The 15,986-nt window shown below is 64.9% G+C and carries 11 protein-coding genes; 3 read left to right on the top strand and 8 right to left on the bottom strand.

Features of this window, described 5'->3' with window-relative positions:
* Position 1 precedes the first annotated feature (1 nt).
* From VEW47_06615 to VEW47_06600, 4 genes are all read right to left on the bottom strand, one after another.
* Positions 2-832 carry a hypothetical protein gene (locus VEW47_06615; GenBank protein HYS04849.1) on the bottom strand — a complete coding sequence of 277 codons (831 nt, stop codon included), beginning with the start codon at positions 830-832 and terminating at the stop codon, positions 2-4.
* 4 nt (positions 833-836) lie between these two features.
* A complete protein-coding gene (locus tag VEW47_06610; protein HYS04848.1) occupies positions 837-2,537 on the bottom strand; it encodes a CRTAC1 family protein in 1,701 nt (566 codons plus the stop codon).
* 107 nt (positions 2,538-2,644) lie between these two features.
* Positions 2,645-3,445, bottom strand: coding sequence for an outer membrane lipoprotein-sorting protein (locus tag VEW47_06605; protein ID HYS04847.1), 801 nt, complete (start codon positions 3,443-3,445; stop codon positions 2,645-2,647).
* 454 nt (positions 3,446-3,899) lie between these two features.
* Positions 3,900-6,359, bottom strand: a complete 2,460-nt coding sequence (locus VEW47_06600; GenBank protein ID HYS04846.1) for an IPTL-CTERM sorting domain-containing protein — start codon at positions 6,357-6,359, stop codon at positions 3,900-3,902.
* Positions 6,360-7,092: 733 nt separating this feature from the next.
* Between VEW47_06600 and VEW47_06595 the strand changes: the two genes are divergently transcribed.
* The 3 genes from VEW47_06595 to VEW47_06585 are packed head-to-tail and all read left to right on the top strand — an operon-like array spanning position 7,093 to position 9,550.
* The gene (locus tag VEW47_06595; protein HYS04845.1) at positions 7,093-7,914 is read left to right on the top strand and encodes a fibronectin type III domain-containing protein; all 822 of its coding nucleotides are present in this window, start codon (positions 7,093-7,095) and stop codon (positions 7,912-7,914) included.
* Positions 7,911-8,516 carry a hypothetical protein gene (locus VEW47_06590; GenBank protein HYS04844.1) on the top strand — a complete coding sequence of 202 codons (606 nt, stop codon included), beginning with the start codon at positions 7,911-7,913 and terminating at the stop codon, positions 8,514-8,516. Before VEW47_06595 ends, VEW47_06590 begins: the two co-directional genes overlap by 4 nt.
* Positions 8,516-9,550 (top strand): cohesin domain-containing protein, encoded by a 1,035-nt coding sequence (locus tag VEW47_06585; protein HYS04843.1) that lies wholly within the window; start codon positions 8,516-8,518, stop codon positions 9,548-9,550. Before VEW47_06590 ends, VEW47_06585 begins: the two co-directional genes overlap by 1 nt.
* Positions 9,551-9,553: 3 nt before the next feature.
* On the opposite strand, the gene VEW47_06580 is transcribed toward VEW47_06585, so the two are convergent.
* The 4 genes from VEW47_06580 to VEW47_06565 all read right to left on the bottom strand — a co-directional run bounded on the left by VEW47_06580 (position 9,554) and on the right by VEW47_06565 (position 15,957).
* On the bottom strand, positions 9,554-11,545 hold the full coding sequence (locus tag VEW47_06580) for a hypothetical protein (GenBank protein HYS04842.1): 1,992 nt from the start codon (positions 11,543-11,545) through the stop codon (positions 9,554-9,556).
* Positions 11,542-13,011 (bottom strand): glycosyltransferase family 39 protein, encoded by a 1,470-nt coding sequence (locus tag VEW47_06575; protein ID HYS04841.1) that lies wholly within the window; start codon positions 13,009-13,011, stop codon positions 11,542-11,544. The genes VEW47_06580 and VEW47_06575 overlap by 4 nt, the downstream gene beginning before the upstream one ends.
* Positions 13,008-13,793, bottom strand: a complete 786-nt coding sequence (locus tag VEW47_06570; protein ID HYS04840.1) for an SGNH/GDSL hydrolase family protein — start codon at positions 13,791-13,793, stop codon at positions 13,008-13,010. Before VEW47_06570 ends, VEW47_06575 begins: the two co-directional genes overlap by 4 nt.
* A gap of 232 nt (positions 13,794-14,025) precedes the next feature.
* The gene (locus VEW47_06565; protein HYS04839.1) at positions 14,026-15,957 is read right to left on the bottom strand and encodes a sulfatase; all 1,932 of its coding nucleotides are present in this window, start codon (positions 15,955-15,957) and stop codon (positions 14,026-14,028) included.
* Between the last annotated feature and the right edge of the window lie 29 nt (positions 15,958-15,986).

Genomic DNA, 15,986 nt, shown 5'->3' with positions numbered 1-15,986 from the left:
CTCAGGAACTCCAGAGAAACGAGAGGTCCGTGTCGATCGGCCTGGCCAGGCCGCGCTCCTCGTCCACGAGCTTTCTCAGGTCCGCATCGTCCAGGGTCAGCCGGTGCGCCAGGCGGGAGTCGCTCGGGAACACCTTCTGCGCCTCCTTCCAGACGCTCCGAGCCTCCGCGAGCTGGTCGTTCTTGACGTAGGCGTCGCCCAGCCCCAGATACGGCAGGAGATGGTGCGGCCTCAGCTTCTCCTTCGGGATCTCCGCCTGCAGCTTCAAACAGGATTTGAAGTCCTCGACCGCCTGGGGCGCGTGCCGCAGCACCTTCGGCCAGTGCAGGTGGTTCATCGCCCTCCCGTACATGGCCGCCCAGGAACCCGGCTCCATTGCCAAGACCTTGTTCAGCTCGCCGATGGATCGATTCGACAGGATTCCCTGCCCGACGATGCCGAGCGCCGGGAACGGCATCTTGTCGACATAGGCGAGCGCGAGGTTGAGGTGGAGCGCGCGGACGTCCGGGCGGGCCGCCACCTGCTTCTCGAAAAACGCGATGGAGCGATCGTACTCCTTCACCCGCACGCAGGTCTTGCGATACTCATTGCCGTACTTCACGCTGCCTGGGTCGAGAGCGATCGCCTTCTCGAGGTGGTCGAGCGCCTCCTGCTTGCGCTCCGGCAACGGCAGCGCGATCCCGAGGCCGAAGTGGGCTGCCGCATCGCCGGGCCGCTGCGCGGCCTCGGCCCGCAGCTTGTCCAGGTCGGGCGGGGGCCCTGCTCCGGAAGTCGGAGCACCGGCGGCCACACAGAGCGCGCCGCTCAGCACGATCCGAAAGAAGCCGCGCACGCCGTCACCTCCCGCCATACCGGTGCACCAGACGGACGACGCGGTCCGTTTTCTGGTTTCTGATCGATTCCGTCGTACCATCGGGCCATTGGACGCGGACTTCCTCGACGACTCCGCGGTTCCCCAGTCCGAAATGAAGGCGCGTGCTGCTCTGCGACGCGAAGCCGTTCCCGCCGTCCACCTCGCGGATTTGCGTCAGATCGCCGGAGCGGACGATGACGCGCGCCCCGATCGCCTCCGTGTTGCCGGCCGTCTCCCTCAGGTCGAAGGCGATCCAGTGTCGGCCGCGCTCTCCGCGATTGCGGTAGAGCGTCGGCCGGTCGCCCTGGTTGGCGACGAACAGGTCGAGCCGCCCGTCGTCGTCGAAATCGGCGACGGCGATGCCGCGGCCATCCTTGGTGTCCGTGATTCCTTCCTGGGCGGCCACCTCGACGAAGGCAGGCCCGTCGTTCCGGAACAGCCGCGACGGCTCGTAGCCGGAGAAGCTGCGCTCGCCCATCGTCGGCCAATTGCGCGTGTCGGTGATGTCGAGGTCGGGTGTCGTCGCCATGGTCGCCAGATCGTACCAGTAGTTGCCTTCGCCGGCGGAGACGAAGCCGTTCACCGTGAACAGGTCGAGGTCACCGTCGTTGTCGTAGTCGAGAAATTTCGCGCACCATCCCCAGCCCCCGTCGTACACCTCGGCCGGCGACGCCACGTCGGTGAAAGTCCCGTCTCCCAGGTTGTGCCAGAGCATGTTCCCTTCGCGGAGGTACTCGACCGTGGTGATGTTGGTGACGTAGATGTCCAGAAAACCGTCGTTGTTGTAGTCGCCGAATTCGACGTTCATTCCCTTCCTGTTGTCGGTCCCCTTGGCGGTCCGGGTGACATCGGTGAAGGTGCCGTCGCCGTTGTTCCGGAACAGCTTGTCGTCGCCGAAGTCGTTGGCGATGTAACAGTCCTGGTCGCCGTCGTTGTCGATGTCGCCGCACCCGACATCCAGCGTCCACCCCGTGTCGTCGAGCCCCACGCGGGGCGCCACGTTCGTGAATGTTCCGTCTCCATTGTTGTGGTAAAGGACGTTGGCTCCGCCATTGCGCGAGGTCTCGAAGCTGTCGTGCATGATCCGGGTCGTCGGTAGGTGCCACAGGTCCACCTCGCGAAAGTAGTTGCCGACTAGAATGTCGAGATTGCCGTCGAGATCGTAGTCCAGGAACACGGCGGCGTTGCCGTTGCCGCAGTCCCCGACCCCCGCTGCCTGCGTGATATCGGTGAATGTCCCGTCCCCGTTGTTCCTGAACAGAACGTTGCACCCCCACTTGACGACGTAGAGGTCGAGATCGCCGTCGTTGTCGACGTCGCCGAAGACCGCGTCCATGGACGTGCCGTGACTGTCGTTGACTCGTGCCACGCCGGCCTGCCGGGCGAGCTCCGTAAAGTGAAAGCCGCCGTCATTGCGATAAAGGTAGTTGGGGTATCCGGTCCGCGAGTCGGTCACGTACAAGTCGATGTCGCCGTCGCCGTCGTAGTCGGCGGCCGCCACCGCCGCGCCTACGGACGCGAGCCAGTTCATGATGTTGCCCACCTTGGGGTCGAGGTCCGGTTTGTGATGAACGTGCGTGATTCCGGCCTGCAGCGTGACATCCGAGAAGGCGGGGTCTTCTCCCGCTCCGTCGCCCTTCCCCTGCGCCGCCCCACTGCACGCCAGGGCCAGTGCCGCGCCCACCACACTCGCCATCGCGGCGGCGCGCGACCAGGCCTGGGCGGGAAACAGCCTCGAGGTTTCGCGCTCTGTGGCGTGTGTCCCTGATGGTGCCAGTCTTCCGGCGGCTGTCAATGGCTGAGTCCCACCGCCAGCCCGGATTGCTCAGGGGGACGGACCATCCCGGACAGGGCCTCCGGGACAAACAGAGAATCGGGGAGTCGGACCCTGCGGAAATTTCGGAACACCATCATCGACCGGTACCCCGCATCGCCGGCATCTTCCAGGACGAGCCGGGTGGGGCGTAGATCCCCCAATCCCTCGCGATACTCGTCGAACCGGCCTGTCTTCATCCGCCGCCCTGAGACGGCGTAGAACTCCGCCTTCAGGGGGTGGAAGCGTTTTCTGGAAACCCAGTAGAGGATGCGCGAGTAGGTCGTTGCGGGGCTCCTGGCGGCCAGATCCAGGAGGTAACAAGCTGTGCCGTCAAGATCCTCTTCGCGCAGGAGCGCCGCGGTGTACTGCCTGGACAGGTCGGTGCGGGCGATGTCTCCGCTCGCCACTTCCCCCGTCACGACGTTCCGGAGGAAAATGTGCAGTGCATCGCTCGCCCCCGGCAGGTACAGCCACGCATCCCGTTCGAGCATCAGCATCCGCCGTCCCGCGAAGGCTTCAGGTGCCGACTGGTAGGCCAGCGTCTGCTGCCGGCCATTGGTGTAGACAAGAAAGGACGACACGACGTCGGTTTGTCCGGGGTGGGAGGTGGTGATCGTCATGTCGAATCGGTACGCCCCGTCGGGATTCCTCACGGCCTCGGCCCGCTCCAGGATGTCCCCGGCCGAGTAAGCCGTGGCCGTTCCGATCCCGGCCGCCGCGGCCAGGAGCAGAACGCTGAACGGAAACACCTGTTCGCAGGCGGAGCGGGTCACCATGATCCTCTGTCGGGCATGACGACGACCTCACCCCGCGTTTAGGGCGCTTTCAACATTTTGACGTCGCATATACGCTCAAGTGGTTCTCTGTGCAAGAGAAATCCGTGTTTCAGGGCCATCAGCCGCTTAATCAGAAGGTAGCTCCCAGCGTGAGTCCCACTGAGGATTTGCAGGTGAAATAGCGAAGAATTAATGGTCATCCAAAAAATTGGGCCCCGGGGGGGCGCTTGATGCCCCACCCCAGCACACCAATATCCAGACGGCACACCGCGCGCCCGGAATTGTACGGGTTGCGCCGGAACGGTTTGCGCCGCTCACGGTGGTGTTCTTAGCGCCACCCGCAGAGGAGCGCACCATGTGTGAGGCACGGCAACCAAGTGACCGAACTCCAGCGCAGGGTCAACCACGGAACTGCTGACTTCTCCCTCCGCACCTTCCGCTCTTCACCAGGTCGCTAGGCGTGCACCATGCGACGCAGGACAAGAACTGCGAACCCGAGCAAGCCGAGAACAAGCACGATGATTCCCCACTGAGAAAACGTCGGAACCCCGACTGGCGTCGGATCGTAGACCTGTAATCTGATCTGGCCGCGATTCACATCGCCAACCGTGGACAGCTGGACGTAGTACCTTCCGGGCTGAGGAGCAGTGCACTGGACGCGAGCGTACCCTCCGTACGGAGGATTTGGCGGATTGTATCCGCCGGTGTAGTTGTTGTCATTGCATCCGTATTCATTGAGCGTGGAACAATTACCACTCGGAGAATAGTAGAGGGCGAGCCGTGTGTCCGCCGCGTACCCGCCCGATGCATAATTGTCGTAGGTTGCGACTGTGGTAACGCCGATAGAGCGACGCGGTCCGGGTCCGGCTGGTACGTCGTAGTAATACCAGACTGTCCCGCTTCCGTATTCAGGGAAGAACACATTGTGATCGGCGCAGCTGTATGGAGGGTCATAGTTGGCGGATGTGGCGTACGTGTTGTCCCTATAGGCCGGTGGAGGCTCGTAGTTGTTGGGGTAGTCGTACGGAATCTGGTAGGCGTTCGCGCATTCGTCGTTCGGAGGCGCCGCCGGGCACAAGCCCACAGTACACGCAACTGCCACACCCTTGAAGTTGCCGCCGACTGACAAACACGCGACATCGCTCGTGCTCGTGCAAGATCCGTCTGGATGACAACACGCTCCCGGCACCGACGGGCACTCGGCTGCCGCACACACCGTTTCTGGTCCTGAAAAGACGTCGCCCGCCGCAACGCAGCTGGCCTGGGAGACTTGCGTGCACGTGCCGGCCGAATGGCAGCAGGCTCCCGTCCCGGTCGCACTCTCCCGCACATCCAATGCATCGAGGTCATCCGTGGCGGCAAGACCCAGATCGGCGGCTCTCTTCTCGAGCCTTCCGCCCAACGATCCGCAGGTTGCGCCGCCCACTGTATGGCAGAACACATCCGCCGGGGAATCCCCCCCCAGCGCGGGACTGCCGGCCGCGAGGGAGTAATAGACTCTGTCGGTACCATTGAGCACATCGAGGGGCACCGTATCGACAATCACCAAAGCATCGAGATCGTCCGTCGCCCCGAGCCCCAGCATCGCGCCGGAAACCGCGATGACAAGATCCCCGTTGCCATTGAATTGCAGGATGTCGCTTGCAGCTACGGTCGCGCCGCCCAATGCCTTCAATCCAAACATCGTTCCGGAACGGAGAGTGAACCACTGTTTGGTGCGATCATAGACTCCCGGAGTCGCATTGTCATTGGTGGCCCTGATCCGCTTCTCTTGATCGACCTCGAGCGCGTCGAGGTTGTCGGAGACGGCAGCAACCAAGCCGAGGGCTGTTTCAGCACGAAAAAGCGTGTTCGTTCCGGTGCCCGCCGATTCGAAGACATCGCCCCCGCGCACCAATTGGGCGTTGACCGCCGTCCCAGGTAATCCCACCGACGCCGGGGTCACCGAGAAATACCACCCGTTGCCCTGAGGATTGAGAATGGTGAGGTCATCTCTGTCCCACGCGTTCAGTGTGTTCCACTGACGAATCCCATACTGGTAGAGGAGGTTCTTATTGTCGTTGTTGCCCACGTAGACGTCGGATGCAATGCGCGGGGACGCGCCATATTGATCCGCACCAATCGGAATTTTCCCCTGATACACAGTCGCTTGCCGACGTTCATTCAGCGAACTCCCCGCAGCGCCGACCGCCGCACTTCCCACACCAAAATAGATCGGCAGACCCGTGTTGCCGACGAGCTGATATTGCCCCACGGCCCATTCGGCATAAACGGTGTCAATCTCCTTGTGCCATTGAAAGAATGCGCCGTCCCGCGGGGCGTCCGCGATGGAATTCATATCCCCCCTCGAAAGGCTGGCGGCATTGACCTTGTCATGTAGGCCGACGCTTACGTGTCCGTTGCCGTGAAACAATGTGGGTAAGGCATCGAACGCCGCGCCGACGTCGCTTGCGGTATAGCCATGGAAAGTAGCGTTTCGCAGGCGAAGGTTTGCTGGTCGGATGGTCCATGATGACAGGGCTCCGGGGCCCCCATGGACGCTATCGATCGCGTGACCGGCAGGGCGAGTGTAAGTGTTGAGGCTCGTGTGGTCGAACTTCAGAATGCTTCCGGGTTGCGGCACGACAGGTATTGCTGCGGCAGTCGGGCCGAACGTGCCGAAACCGTAGAGTCTGGCATCATCCGCCTCTGCGATGAACTCTCGATGAAACTCGACGAAATCCTTTCCATACAAGCCTATCGGCATGAACATCATGTGCCAGGCGGGATGCATCGCCTGAATGTTCGCGGCCGCGATTCCCGGACACCAGTTCGCGTTCTTGATGTACTCCTCCTCCCATGTCGTCGCGAGGGCAAGGGAACCTACCGTCAACCAGCAAAGAGATACGACGACGCATGCTCCCCTGCGTGCCATGGGGGTCTCCTTGTGTCCGCACGGAACGCGGACCGTCTGTGGGGATTCCGAACGCTTGGACTTCGCGCACCAACTAAGTGCGCCAAGCACAACTCCGACCGGTGTCCCCGAGGTGCCGGTCTCGATTCTCGCTATCAGCCCTGAGCAATGATCTTTGAGAAACCAATCAAGCAACATACGTGCCGGCCTTGGCAGGCTTCCGCAACCTCCTGCGTATCAAGCTTTTCCATTTCAAGACAGGGAATCGGGTGGTGCTTCAGCACGACGGCCAGAGGCAGGATGCACCGTCCTCGATGGACAGGCGGGCACGTAACTTCTTGCAGTGACTTCCGCTAGGCGCCATCCAGGTCGGTCGGCGCATCTTGAACCATCTTGGCTTACGCTCCGTCTGCTCCGGATGGTCCGCGACCACGCCGATCATCACCCAAGCGAGGACGCAGACGATCGGACCTCTCCGCAGCTTTTGTCGCCTGGCGGTGGCAGGACGTAGAACCGGATCCATACCGGTGTCCTCACCGAAGGACACGAAATTGTCAGCGTCGATTACGTTGACAGGGCGCCACTTCACCGACAGCCCATGCTCCAAATGTGCGCAGGACTTGAAGTATTTGGAATCAGAGGGTTGCGAAGGAGGAACCGGGGAATAACACTATTGGTGGTGGCAGCCCGCTTGCAGGGACCCATCTGTCGGCAGCGTGCGGCTTGTTGATTCGCCGGCTGCCAAGGGGGGGCGATGACGACTCACCGCGGGGTCTTCCGCACGGTGGTCGGCTCGACCGGATGCCTGATCGGCCTTATCCTTTTAGTATGGCCGACCGGCATCCTTCAAGCGGACACGGTCGTCAGCCTCACCTGGGACGCCAACAGCGAACCGGACCTGGCGGGCTATCGGATTCACTACGGCACGTCTCCGGGCAGTTATACCCTTCCCACGATTACTGTTGTCGGCCAGAACAATGCCCGTACTATCACGAACCTCCAGGCGAACACGACCTACTACTTCGCCGTCACCGCGTACGACCTCGCGGGGAACGAGAGCCCGCTTTCGAACGAGGTTGCGGCCCAGCCGACGTCCACCACCCTTCCCACCATAGTCGGCGCGCTCGACCTCGGCACGCAGTCGATCTACATCCTCCAGTCCGGAAACCAGACCATCCAGGTGGTCGGCACCAATTTCCAGAGCGGTGCTGTCGTCGGCCTGGGAACGGACGTCAGCGTCGGCTCGATCTCGCTCTTGGACTCGAACCACCTGACCGCATCGATCATCGTAAGCGGCTCCGCGATCCTCGGGCCCCGGTCGCTGAGGGTCACCAATCCCGACGGCGCCACGGCCAGCAGGCCGAACACCCTGACCGTCGTGAAGACCGCGGATGTCAACCGCGACTGCAGGATCGACCTCTTCGACCTGAACGTCCTCGCCCGTGCCTGGAACACGATCAGCTCCGAGAGCGCTTACATCGCGGGGGCCGATCTGGACGGCGATGGTGACGTGGGAGGCCTCGATCTCGGCGTCTTCGTGAGTTACCTCGGTCAGCGGCTGGCGGTTTGCCCATGATTCCAAAACGACAGAATCGACGCCTGCCGGAGCGCGCCGCAGCTGTCGTCGCGCTGCTCCTGGTGCTCGGTCTGTCTTGCAAAGGCAAGGGGAGCGGCGGAAACGACGTGATCCCCTGCACCTCGATCTCCTACACCGGCTCGATCGGCACACCGGCGCCAGGGGATGTCTATCTCCTGTCGCTGGGGAGCTCCTGTGATTCCGTCGACATCAGCGTCCTGGTCACGAATCTTTCGGGGATCTTCACGGTCGGGTTCGAAGTCGACTACCCGTCCTCGGTGATCGGGTACCAGAGCTTCACAGCAGGCTCTCTTCTACAGCAGGGAAGCCCGCCGATTGCACCGCAGTTCTTCGTCACCAATCCCTCGCCGGGGGTGATCATCGTCAGCGGGACCCTCTTCAGGCCTGACACGAGTGTCTCCGCCACAGGCAACGCCATCTTCATTACCTTCCATTTCGTCAGGGTGGCCAGCGGCTCGGGCGCCGTCGACTTCAACACCGGGTCGGGCGGCTCGATCAACAACCAGGTCATCGACGAGAACGGGGCGGTCGTCGCCGCCTCCTTCGGCCCCGGACACGGTGGCGTCGTCCAGGTGCCTTGATGAACCGAATGGTCTACTGGTCCATCATGGCGGCGGCTGCGCTCATGGCGGGGGCGCTCGTCGTGGCCCCTGTCTGGGACTACTACCACTACGGGCGGCCACCGGCTTCGGGAATGCCGACCTCGCAGACCACACTCGCAGTGATGACCGGGGCGCCGGTGAGCCTCCCGACCCCCGCACCATCACCCCGCGGGACCGTCGAAGTCCCGATCCCAGTCTCGAGGACCGCTTCGGCGCCTCGCATGAGCGAGGGGCAGGCTGCCGTGCCTCAGGCCGCACCGGGCGCGTTGCGTCAGGCGAACGCCCCGCTCCCCGCGAGGGCAGCCGTCCTGAGTGGCCCGGCCGAGGGACGGCCGGCCATGGACACATCGCGTGCACGGATCGAAGCATCACCGACGAGGCCGGAGCCGGGCTCCGGCACGGGCGCTCCCGCCGCAGCTGCGCCGCGCGAGAACCCCCGGCCCGCAGTGAACCTGGTGGCGTCGCCGGGATGGATCGCGGGAAATTTCGCGCCACCTCCTCCGGCGATGCCTGCCCCGACCCCGCATCTCACGGACGCGAATCACGACCAACCGTCCGCGAGCACGGCGACCGCCACGGCATCGCAGGACGATCTGCCCCTGCGACTGACCCTGGCCGCCGACCGACAGTCCATTTCTCGAGGCGAGACGTTCTCGGTGCAGGTCGTCCTGACCGGTGCGCGTGAAATTACGAGCGTCCCCTTCCATCTCCAGTTCGATCCCGGGGTGCTCCAGTATGTCGCAGCCCGAACCGGACCGGCGCTGAACGGCCGCTCTCTCCAGCCGATCTTCCTGGCCTCGGTGAATCCCGGCAGACCGGGAGATCTCGCGGTAGGGTTGTCATTCGTCCGATCCTCCGGAACATTCAGCGGATCGGGCGCAATCCTCCTCATCGATTTCCAGGCCCTCGCGCCCGGGAGATCGGATCTCCTCTTCGATCGTGCCTCGGTCCGCGGCTCCGCGAGCGAAACACTCCCCGCGGAGATCGTCGGATCATCCGCCGAAGTCCGCTGACCTTCAGGGCAACAGCCGGTACACTCTATAGGTGCCGCGTTGATAGCCCTCGGCCAGACATGGCCAGGGGTCGGGATGGAGGAGGAGCGGGAAGTCACGCTCCTCTGGAGGGCCCACCACGAGGGCCGCGACTCTCAGCGACTGCAGGATGGAACAGGCCCGGGTCGCATCCGGGTTCGAGAAGGCCTCGCGCAGAGAGGCCATCCGGCGATCGAAGTCATGGGGATCCGCGTAGAACAGTCCGCTGGCCCAGGTGTCCGAGAGAACCGCCGGATGCCCGCTCAAGTAGACGAGCTCCGGGTTATTCCGCAGAGGAGACCCCTGCACCAGGCCACCCGACGCGATATGTGTCCGGATCCACCGACCGGCAGCCACCTCGTCGGCGGGGAGGGTCGGCTTGGCCACGGCGGCCCCGGCCGCGAACCAGCCAACCGAGAGTAGACCGAGTGCGAGAGCAGCCAGGGATGCAATCCGGGCGGTGCGACTCGCATCCGCGGCGATCCGGAAAGCCGGGAAGAGCCGATTCAGCGCGATGCCGCTGAAAACGGCCAGGCCGATCCACACGAACATGGACATCCGCATCGCCAGATCGTTGTTCTCGCCCGTGGAGGCCACGAAGCAGAGGAGAGACAGGCTTACGACACCCATCAGGAGGAAGGGGAGCAGGCCGTCTTTTCGATTTTCCTGACGCCAGGACAGGGTCAAGCCCGCCAGACCCAGGAGGAGGGCCGGCCCGAATTCCACAACGATCTGCAGCGGAAGAAGCGGAGTCGGGCGGACCCAGCGGAACTTGTCGATGTCGCCTCGTTGGCCGACGTAGAGATCCAGGACCGGCAGGCTGAGGATAATCGCGACGCCCGCGACCAGGACGCTGCGAAGGAGAGCATCGCGGGCCCGCAGCGCATCGATGCCCCGCAGCAGGACCAGGGTCGCCGCTCCACCCAGGGCCACGTACCCGTTGTAGCCGGCCATCGAGGCCAGGCAGACCCCGGCCGCCACGAGAGTCGCCGCGCCGCCTGCCGGCTTCCTGAGGTAGAGCAGGGCCATCAGGAAGACCACGAGGGCCGCGATCGCGTGGGGCACCCAGTAGAAGCTGGCGAAGAAGCTCGGCACCAGCATCCCCCTGTTGGAAACCCAGCCATCCACGTTCCAGTGCCGCAGGATGAATGTCACCGGGGACTGGATCCCGTCCTTCTCGAAGAGCGCCTTGACGGCCATCGGAGCCAGGTCGAACCCGCCGACCAGACTCACCAGCGGCAGCGCGAGGAGTGCGATACGTTCGTCACCGGTGATCTCCGAGACCGCCCGGTGGAACGTGACGAGGAAGACGGCCGCGAGCAGGAGCGTCAACAGGGAGATCAGCAGGTAGGAATGGGCGCCATCCCCGGCGAGAACCAGCATCGCTCCCAGGAGGATGTGCAGGAAGGTGTGGTAATAGAACGGGGAATCGCTCGCCAGGAACGGGTTGAGCGGTGGCAGCCCCCGGGCCGCGATCGACTCGGCGATCGCCAGATGGTTGTTCAGATCCCACCCCTTGACTCGCGTCTCCCCCCCTTCAGGTGTCGGGCCGATCGCAAGTGTCGGCGCCAGCAGGAGCAGTGTCACGATCACGATCGCGAAGACGGCGGGCGGAGTCCTCCTGCGGGAGGAGGCGACGGCGGGGCGGGGGCGGAGCGCGCCGAGCACGAGCAGCCCCGATGCGACCCCGGCCAGCACACCGAGCACGTGAAGCCGGTCGAAAGGGAAAATCTCGCCGGCCAGTCGGAGAGCGAGCGGAGTGATCGCAAGCGAGGCGGCGACACACTCGAGGAGGTCCGACAGCCGGTCGAGCCGGGCGGGGGTGCCGAGGCACAACAGGAGGGCGTAGCCGGGCAAAATCAACGCGAGGATGGCGCCGGACGCCGCGCCCGCCGTCCCACCCGGAAGCAGCGAGAGTACGAGGGCGGCCCCGAGAACGGCCAGCCCGCCCAGCCATGGCCCCCCCGCTCTCGTCACGGAACCCCTCCATCCCGGGGTGGCGCGGGAATGCCGGTCCGCGGCGCGAAGAGGTAGGCGGCCGCCCGGTAGGCCTCGAATCGCTCCCCGGCGAGGAATCGGGGATCGATCCCCTCCAGCTCCGGGCTCCGTTCGGCGCTCCAGCCGTGGGAGAAGACGAGCCACCACCGGGATCGCGGGGCGGTGACCATCAGCCGATTGGCTTCGGAGATGTAGTCCCGGATCACCGACTCCCCTCCTCCGACCACTCGGGCCGGGTCCCCGTGGTAGTAGAACCGGAACTGGGGAAGCGCGTCCTTGTTGACCAGAATCCGATCGTCGGGCCGGGCCACGTCCTCCAGCCAGCGGATCACCGGACGCATCTCCTGGCCTCCGGGCTCGGTGTGGTAGCGGTAGAGGAACACTCCGCATCCACCGGCGACCGCCAGCAGCAGGGCGGCAGCCGGGATGCCTCGGAAATGCCTGCGCAGCGACTCGATGCCGGCCGCGCCGAGAACGTAGAAGAGTGGCGCGGCAAACAGCATCTGCCGGGTCCCTCCGTAAGGGTAGAGCCGGAAGGCGGAGGCGGCTGCCGCCGACACCAGACTTCCCAGAAAGACGGCCAGCAGGTCCGCGCCGCGCCGCTGCCGGCGGAGGTGAACCATCCCGATGACGGCCAATGCGCCGAAGAGCAGGCCGGTTCCGGGATGGATGAAGGTGAAGAAGGCGAAGAGATCCAGGGTGCCCCGGACCAGGAAGCGGACGGCCGGCAGGAGCGACAGGGGAAGGAACTTGTCCTCGTAGAAAGAGGAAGGAGTCCCTTCGGTGAGCTGCACCGGCAGGGAGAGCAGATACCAGGGGATCGCCAGGAGGGTACCCGCAGCCAGGCCGATCAGGCCCCGCCACCACGCGCGCCCCCTGTCGCGACGGCCGCGCCAGGCCAGGACGAGCCCCATCATCAAGATGAGCCAGACGCTGCCATAGACGGAGAGAAGGGCCGCGAAGCTGAGGGTCCCGAGAGTGAGGGCGCTGCGCCATCCCCGCCGGTCGTTCTCGCCCGTCGCCTCCAGGAACGCGGCAACGAGCAGGGCGGCGAAGAACATCGCCTGGCTGTAGACCCGAAGAGACTGGGAATATCGGATCGGATAGGGAGCCAGAGCGATGAAGAAGGCGGCCGCCCTGGCGGTCCAAAATTTCCCAGTGGCCGCCGCGGCCAGGCGGTAGACGGCGGCGATCGCCAGGATCCCGAACAGGCAGGGCAGGAGACGCAGCCAGATCTCGCTTCGACCGGCGGCGGCGTGGAGGTGGAGCAGGCATGCGAAGCCCGGGGGGTCCAGAGTGATCGCGCGATTCGAGATCAACGCGTTACCCTGGGAAGCCCAGAACTGCTGGCACTCGTCGTAGGAAAGGCTGCGCCGGCCGAGGCCGACCAGGCGAACGGCCGCTCCAAGGAGAAGGATGGCCCAGAGCCACCGATCGTTCTTCACTTGAAGAGGGGCAGGGATGCGTCGGCGATGGCCTGAGCCGCCAGCTCGTGGCCGTGCGCATTCGGATGGGCGTCTTCCACCGACAGCCTGAGTTCGGAGGGAGGGTAGCGCATGAAGACCGGCAAGAGATCCACGACCTCGAATCCTTCTTTCCGCGCGGCCTCCATCACTTGAAGATGCAGGTCGGCGTAAGGATAGCCGGTCCACCCGTCCACCTGGAGGATCGGGAAGATGACGACCACGACCCGCGCACTGCGTTCCCGCGTGAGAGCGCCGATCTTCCCGAATGCGGTCACGACGCTGCGCCACTTCTCGCGGTCGGGGGCGTGCAGATAACGGATGTAGTCCCCTCCCCCGTACCGCCAGACGTCCAGCCAGTTCCATCCCAGATGGAGGAGCCGAAGGACATGGGAGCGTCTCCACCAGACGGGAGGATCGAAGTACTTGTGGAGCGACGGGCGGGGATCGATTTCAGGATCATTCAGGACATATCCTACGATGACCAGGCGAGGATCGAGAGCGAGGGCCCTGCGCTCCACGACCACGGCCTCATCCTGTGTGTTGTAACCGACCACCCCCAGGTTCAGCACCTCGAAGCGGCGCTGCCGGCCGGCCGGCGACCGGTTCAGGATTCCGGCCAGCACGCTGGGGTATGTCTGCTCTTCAGGAACCCCGAAGCCGAAGGTGAAGGAGTCCCCCACCACGGCCACTCGTACGAGCGACGGGTCGGCAGCGGACGGCTCCGCACCGCGCATGCCGAGACTGTTGGTTCGAACCGACATCCCCTCGAATGAACCGTTGCGTCCCGGAACCATCTCGTAGCTGAGCCCTGGGACCAGTGAAGGGCGGTAGAGCGACTCTCTCTGCTTGTCCGGCGGGATCGGAGTCGGGGGCTTGAGGTACTGGACCGGCCGGAACAGCCGTAATCCGACCTCACACAGCGACAGTGCGAGGAAAGAGGAAACGGCGATGAGAAGGAGGGGGGTACCGATTCTCTGGAGCAGGGGCGTTCTCCTAATGCAGGTAGCCGAGGCTACGGAGCTGCTGCAGCAGCTCCTCCGGGAGCGCCGGACCCGTTTCTTCTTCCCGTGCCTGCCCGCTCAAGACGTTCCTCGCCCGTCGCCAGAGCACGTCCACCATCTCGGCGACCGGCTTCGTCAGGTGAGCCGAGAGATCGTGCCGCTCCAGAGGATCGTCGGCAAGGTCGAAGACTTCGAGCGGACGGGCCGGGAACGGGACGATGTTGAAGCGACTCGGGTAGGGGGTCAGAACGACTTTGAGGTCTCCGTTCCGGATCATGAAGCGGTCCGGACCAAATTCGACCGCCTCGGCCAGGATCGAGCGAGGCGGCGGTTCCTCGCCCGTCTGCAGCGTCCTCGCGAGACTCCTCCCCTCGTGAGCCGGTTCGGGGGGGAGTCCGGTCAGCGCGAGAAGGGTGGGGGCCAGGTCGATCAGGCTCACCGGTGTCCGGATCCGGGACCCCGCGGGCACCCGGCCGGGCCAGCGCATCAGCAAGGGCACATGAATGAGCTCCTGGTAGAGCGAATGACCGTGATCCGGGCTGCGGTCGGGCTCCCTGTCCCAGAGTTCTTCCCCATGATCGGAGAGCACCACCAGGAGCGCGCGGTCGAGAATTCCCTCTCGTTCGAGCGTCAGGAGAAAGCCGCCCATCACCCGGTCGGCGTGCGCCACATCCCCGTCGTAGAGATCCGTGACGTAGCGGCGCTCGGCCTCGGACAGGATGAGATCGCCGCGGTGGATCGCATCGACCTCCTTGTAGGACACCACGGGGGGCAGGCGGCCGGCATCGGCGGGATTGGCGAAGTCGGCGTGCACGTAAGGGAAATGCGGCTCGTAGGTGTGGACGAAGAGGAAGAAGGGGGCGCCCCGGACCCGGCGGACCCAGGCCAGGGCGGCGGCCGCGATCGTCTCGGGGCCGCCTTCGATTAGCTCGTCGTGGTCCTCGTAGATTTCGAACCCTTGACCGAAACCGCACTGAGCGGAGACGTAGCCACCCCCGGTGAACGCCGCGGTCCGGTAGCCGGCCTCGCTCAGCCGCTCCGCGAGCAACGTCTGGCCGAGCGGGACCTCGCGGTTGTAGTCCCAGTGTCGACGCTGGTCGAACGGCAGGAGCGACGCGAACAGCGAAGCATGTGCGGGGAGGGTCCAGGGCGCGGCGGACATCGCCTGCTCGAAGACCATCCCCTCGGTGGCGAACCCGTCGAGAACAGGAGTCCGCGGGCGCGCGGAACGCAGAGCGCCAAGGCGGTCGGCGCGAAGCGTGTCGAGCGATACCAGGATGACGGAGGGACGTCCCGAGGCCCGGGCGGCGGACAGTCGCGGCAGCAGAATCCAGAGAACCAGCACGATCCCGGACGCCGCCGCCGCCAGCACGGGGATGACGAGCCGGAGTCCTTGCAGGACCGCGGGTGCGCGCCGAAATGCGCCGGAGTCCCCCGCGCGACTCAAGGCATCCCGGGAGCGACCGGCCAGGAGCAGAAGGGACGCGGCGGCGATCGACCCGAAGACGGTCCACGTCAGACCGTGACTGCTGAACCGGTGGAGGAGGAACACCGTCTCACGCAAGGGGAACGCCAGCGCGGCCAGTGCGAAGATCCACAGGAGGCCGAGGCAGACGATTCCGATCCTTAAGGGTCGCCGCCCCCGACGAACCAGCAGCCCCAACGACATGGCGAGCGCTGCGGATGCCAGGGCGCCCCAGGCGGCGCCGCGCGCCATCGGTCCCGCCAGACGGTGAGTCGCCAGCCAGAGCATCCGATGGCTCAGATCGGAGTTCAGCCACACCTCCCACCCGCCGAGGACGCTCCCGATGAAGAGCCCGATCGCGGCTCCCTCCCCCAGGACGACGACGAGACGCCGCGATGAAGACGCGGCCAGAGACGCCCTTAGCCATTGCTTCGCCCGGCCGAGGGAATTATGATCCATCAGTTGAGACCCGTCGCACGCGGATCGGA

The sequence above is a fragment of the Candidatus Dormiibacterota bacterium genome (assembly GCA_035635555.1).
Classification (GTDB): domain Bacteria; phylum Acidobacteriota; class Polarisedimenticolia; order Gp22-AA2; family Gp22-AA2; genus Gp22-AA3.
Note: the sequence above shows the minus strand (reverse complement) of the source record. Positions and strands in the feature narration are given on the sequence as shown.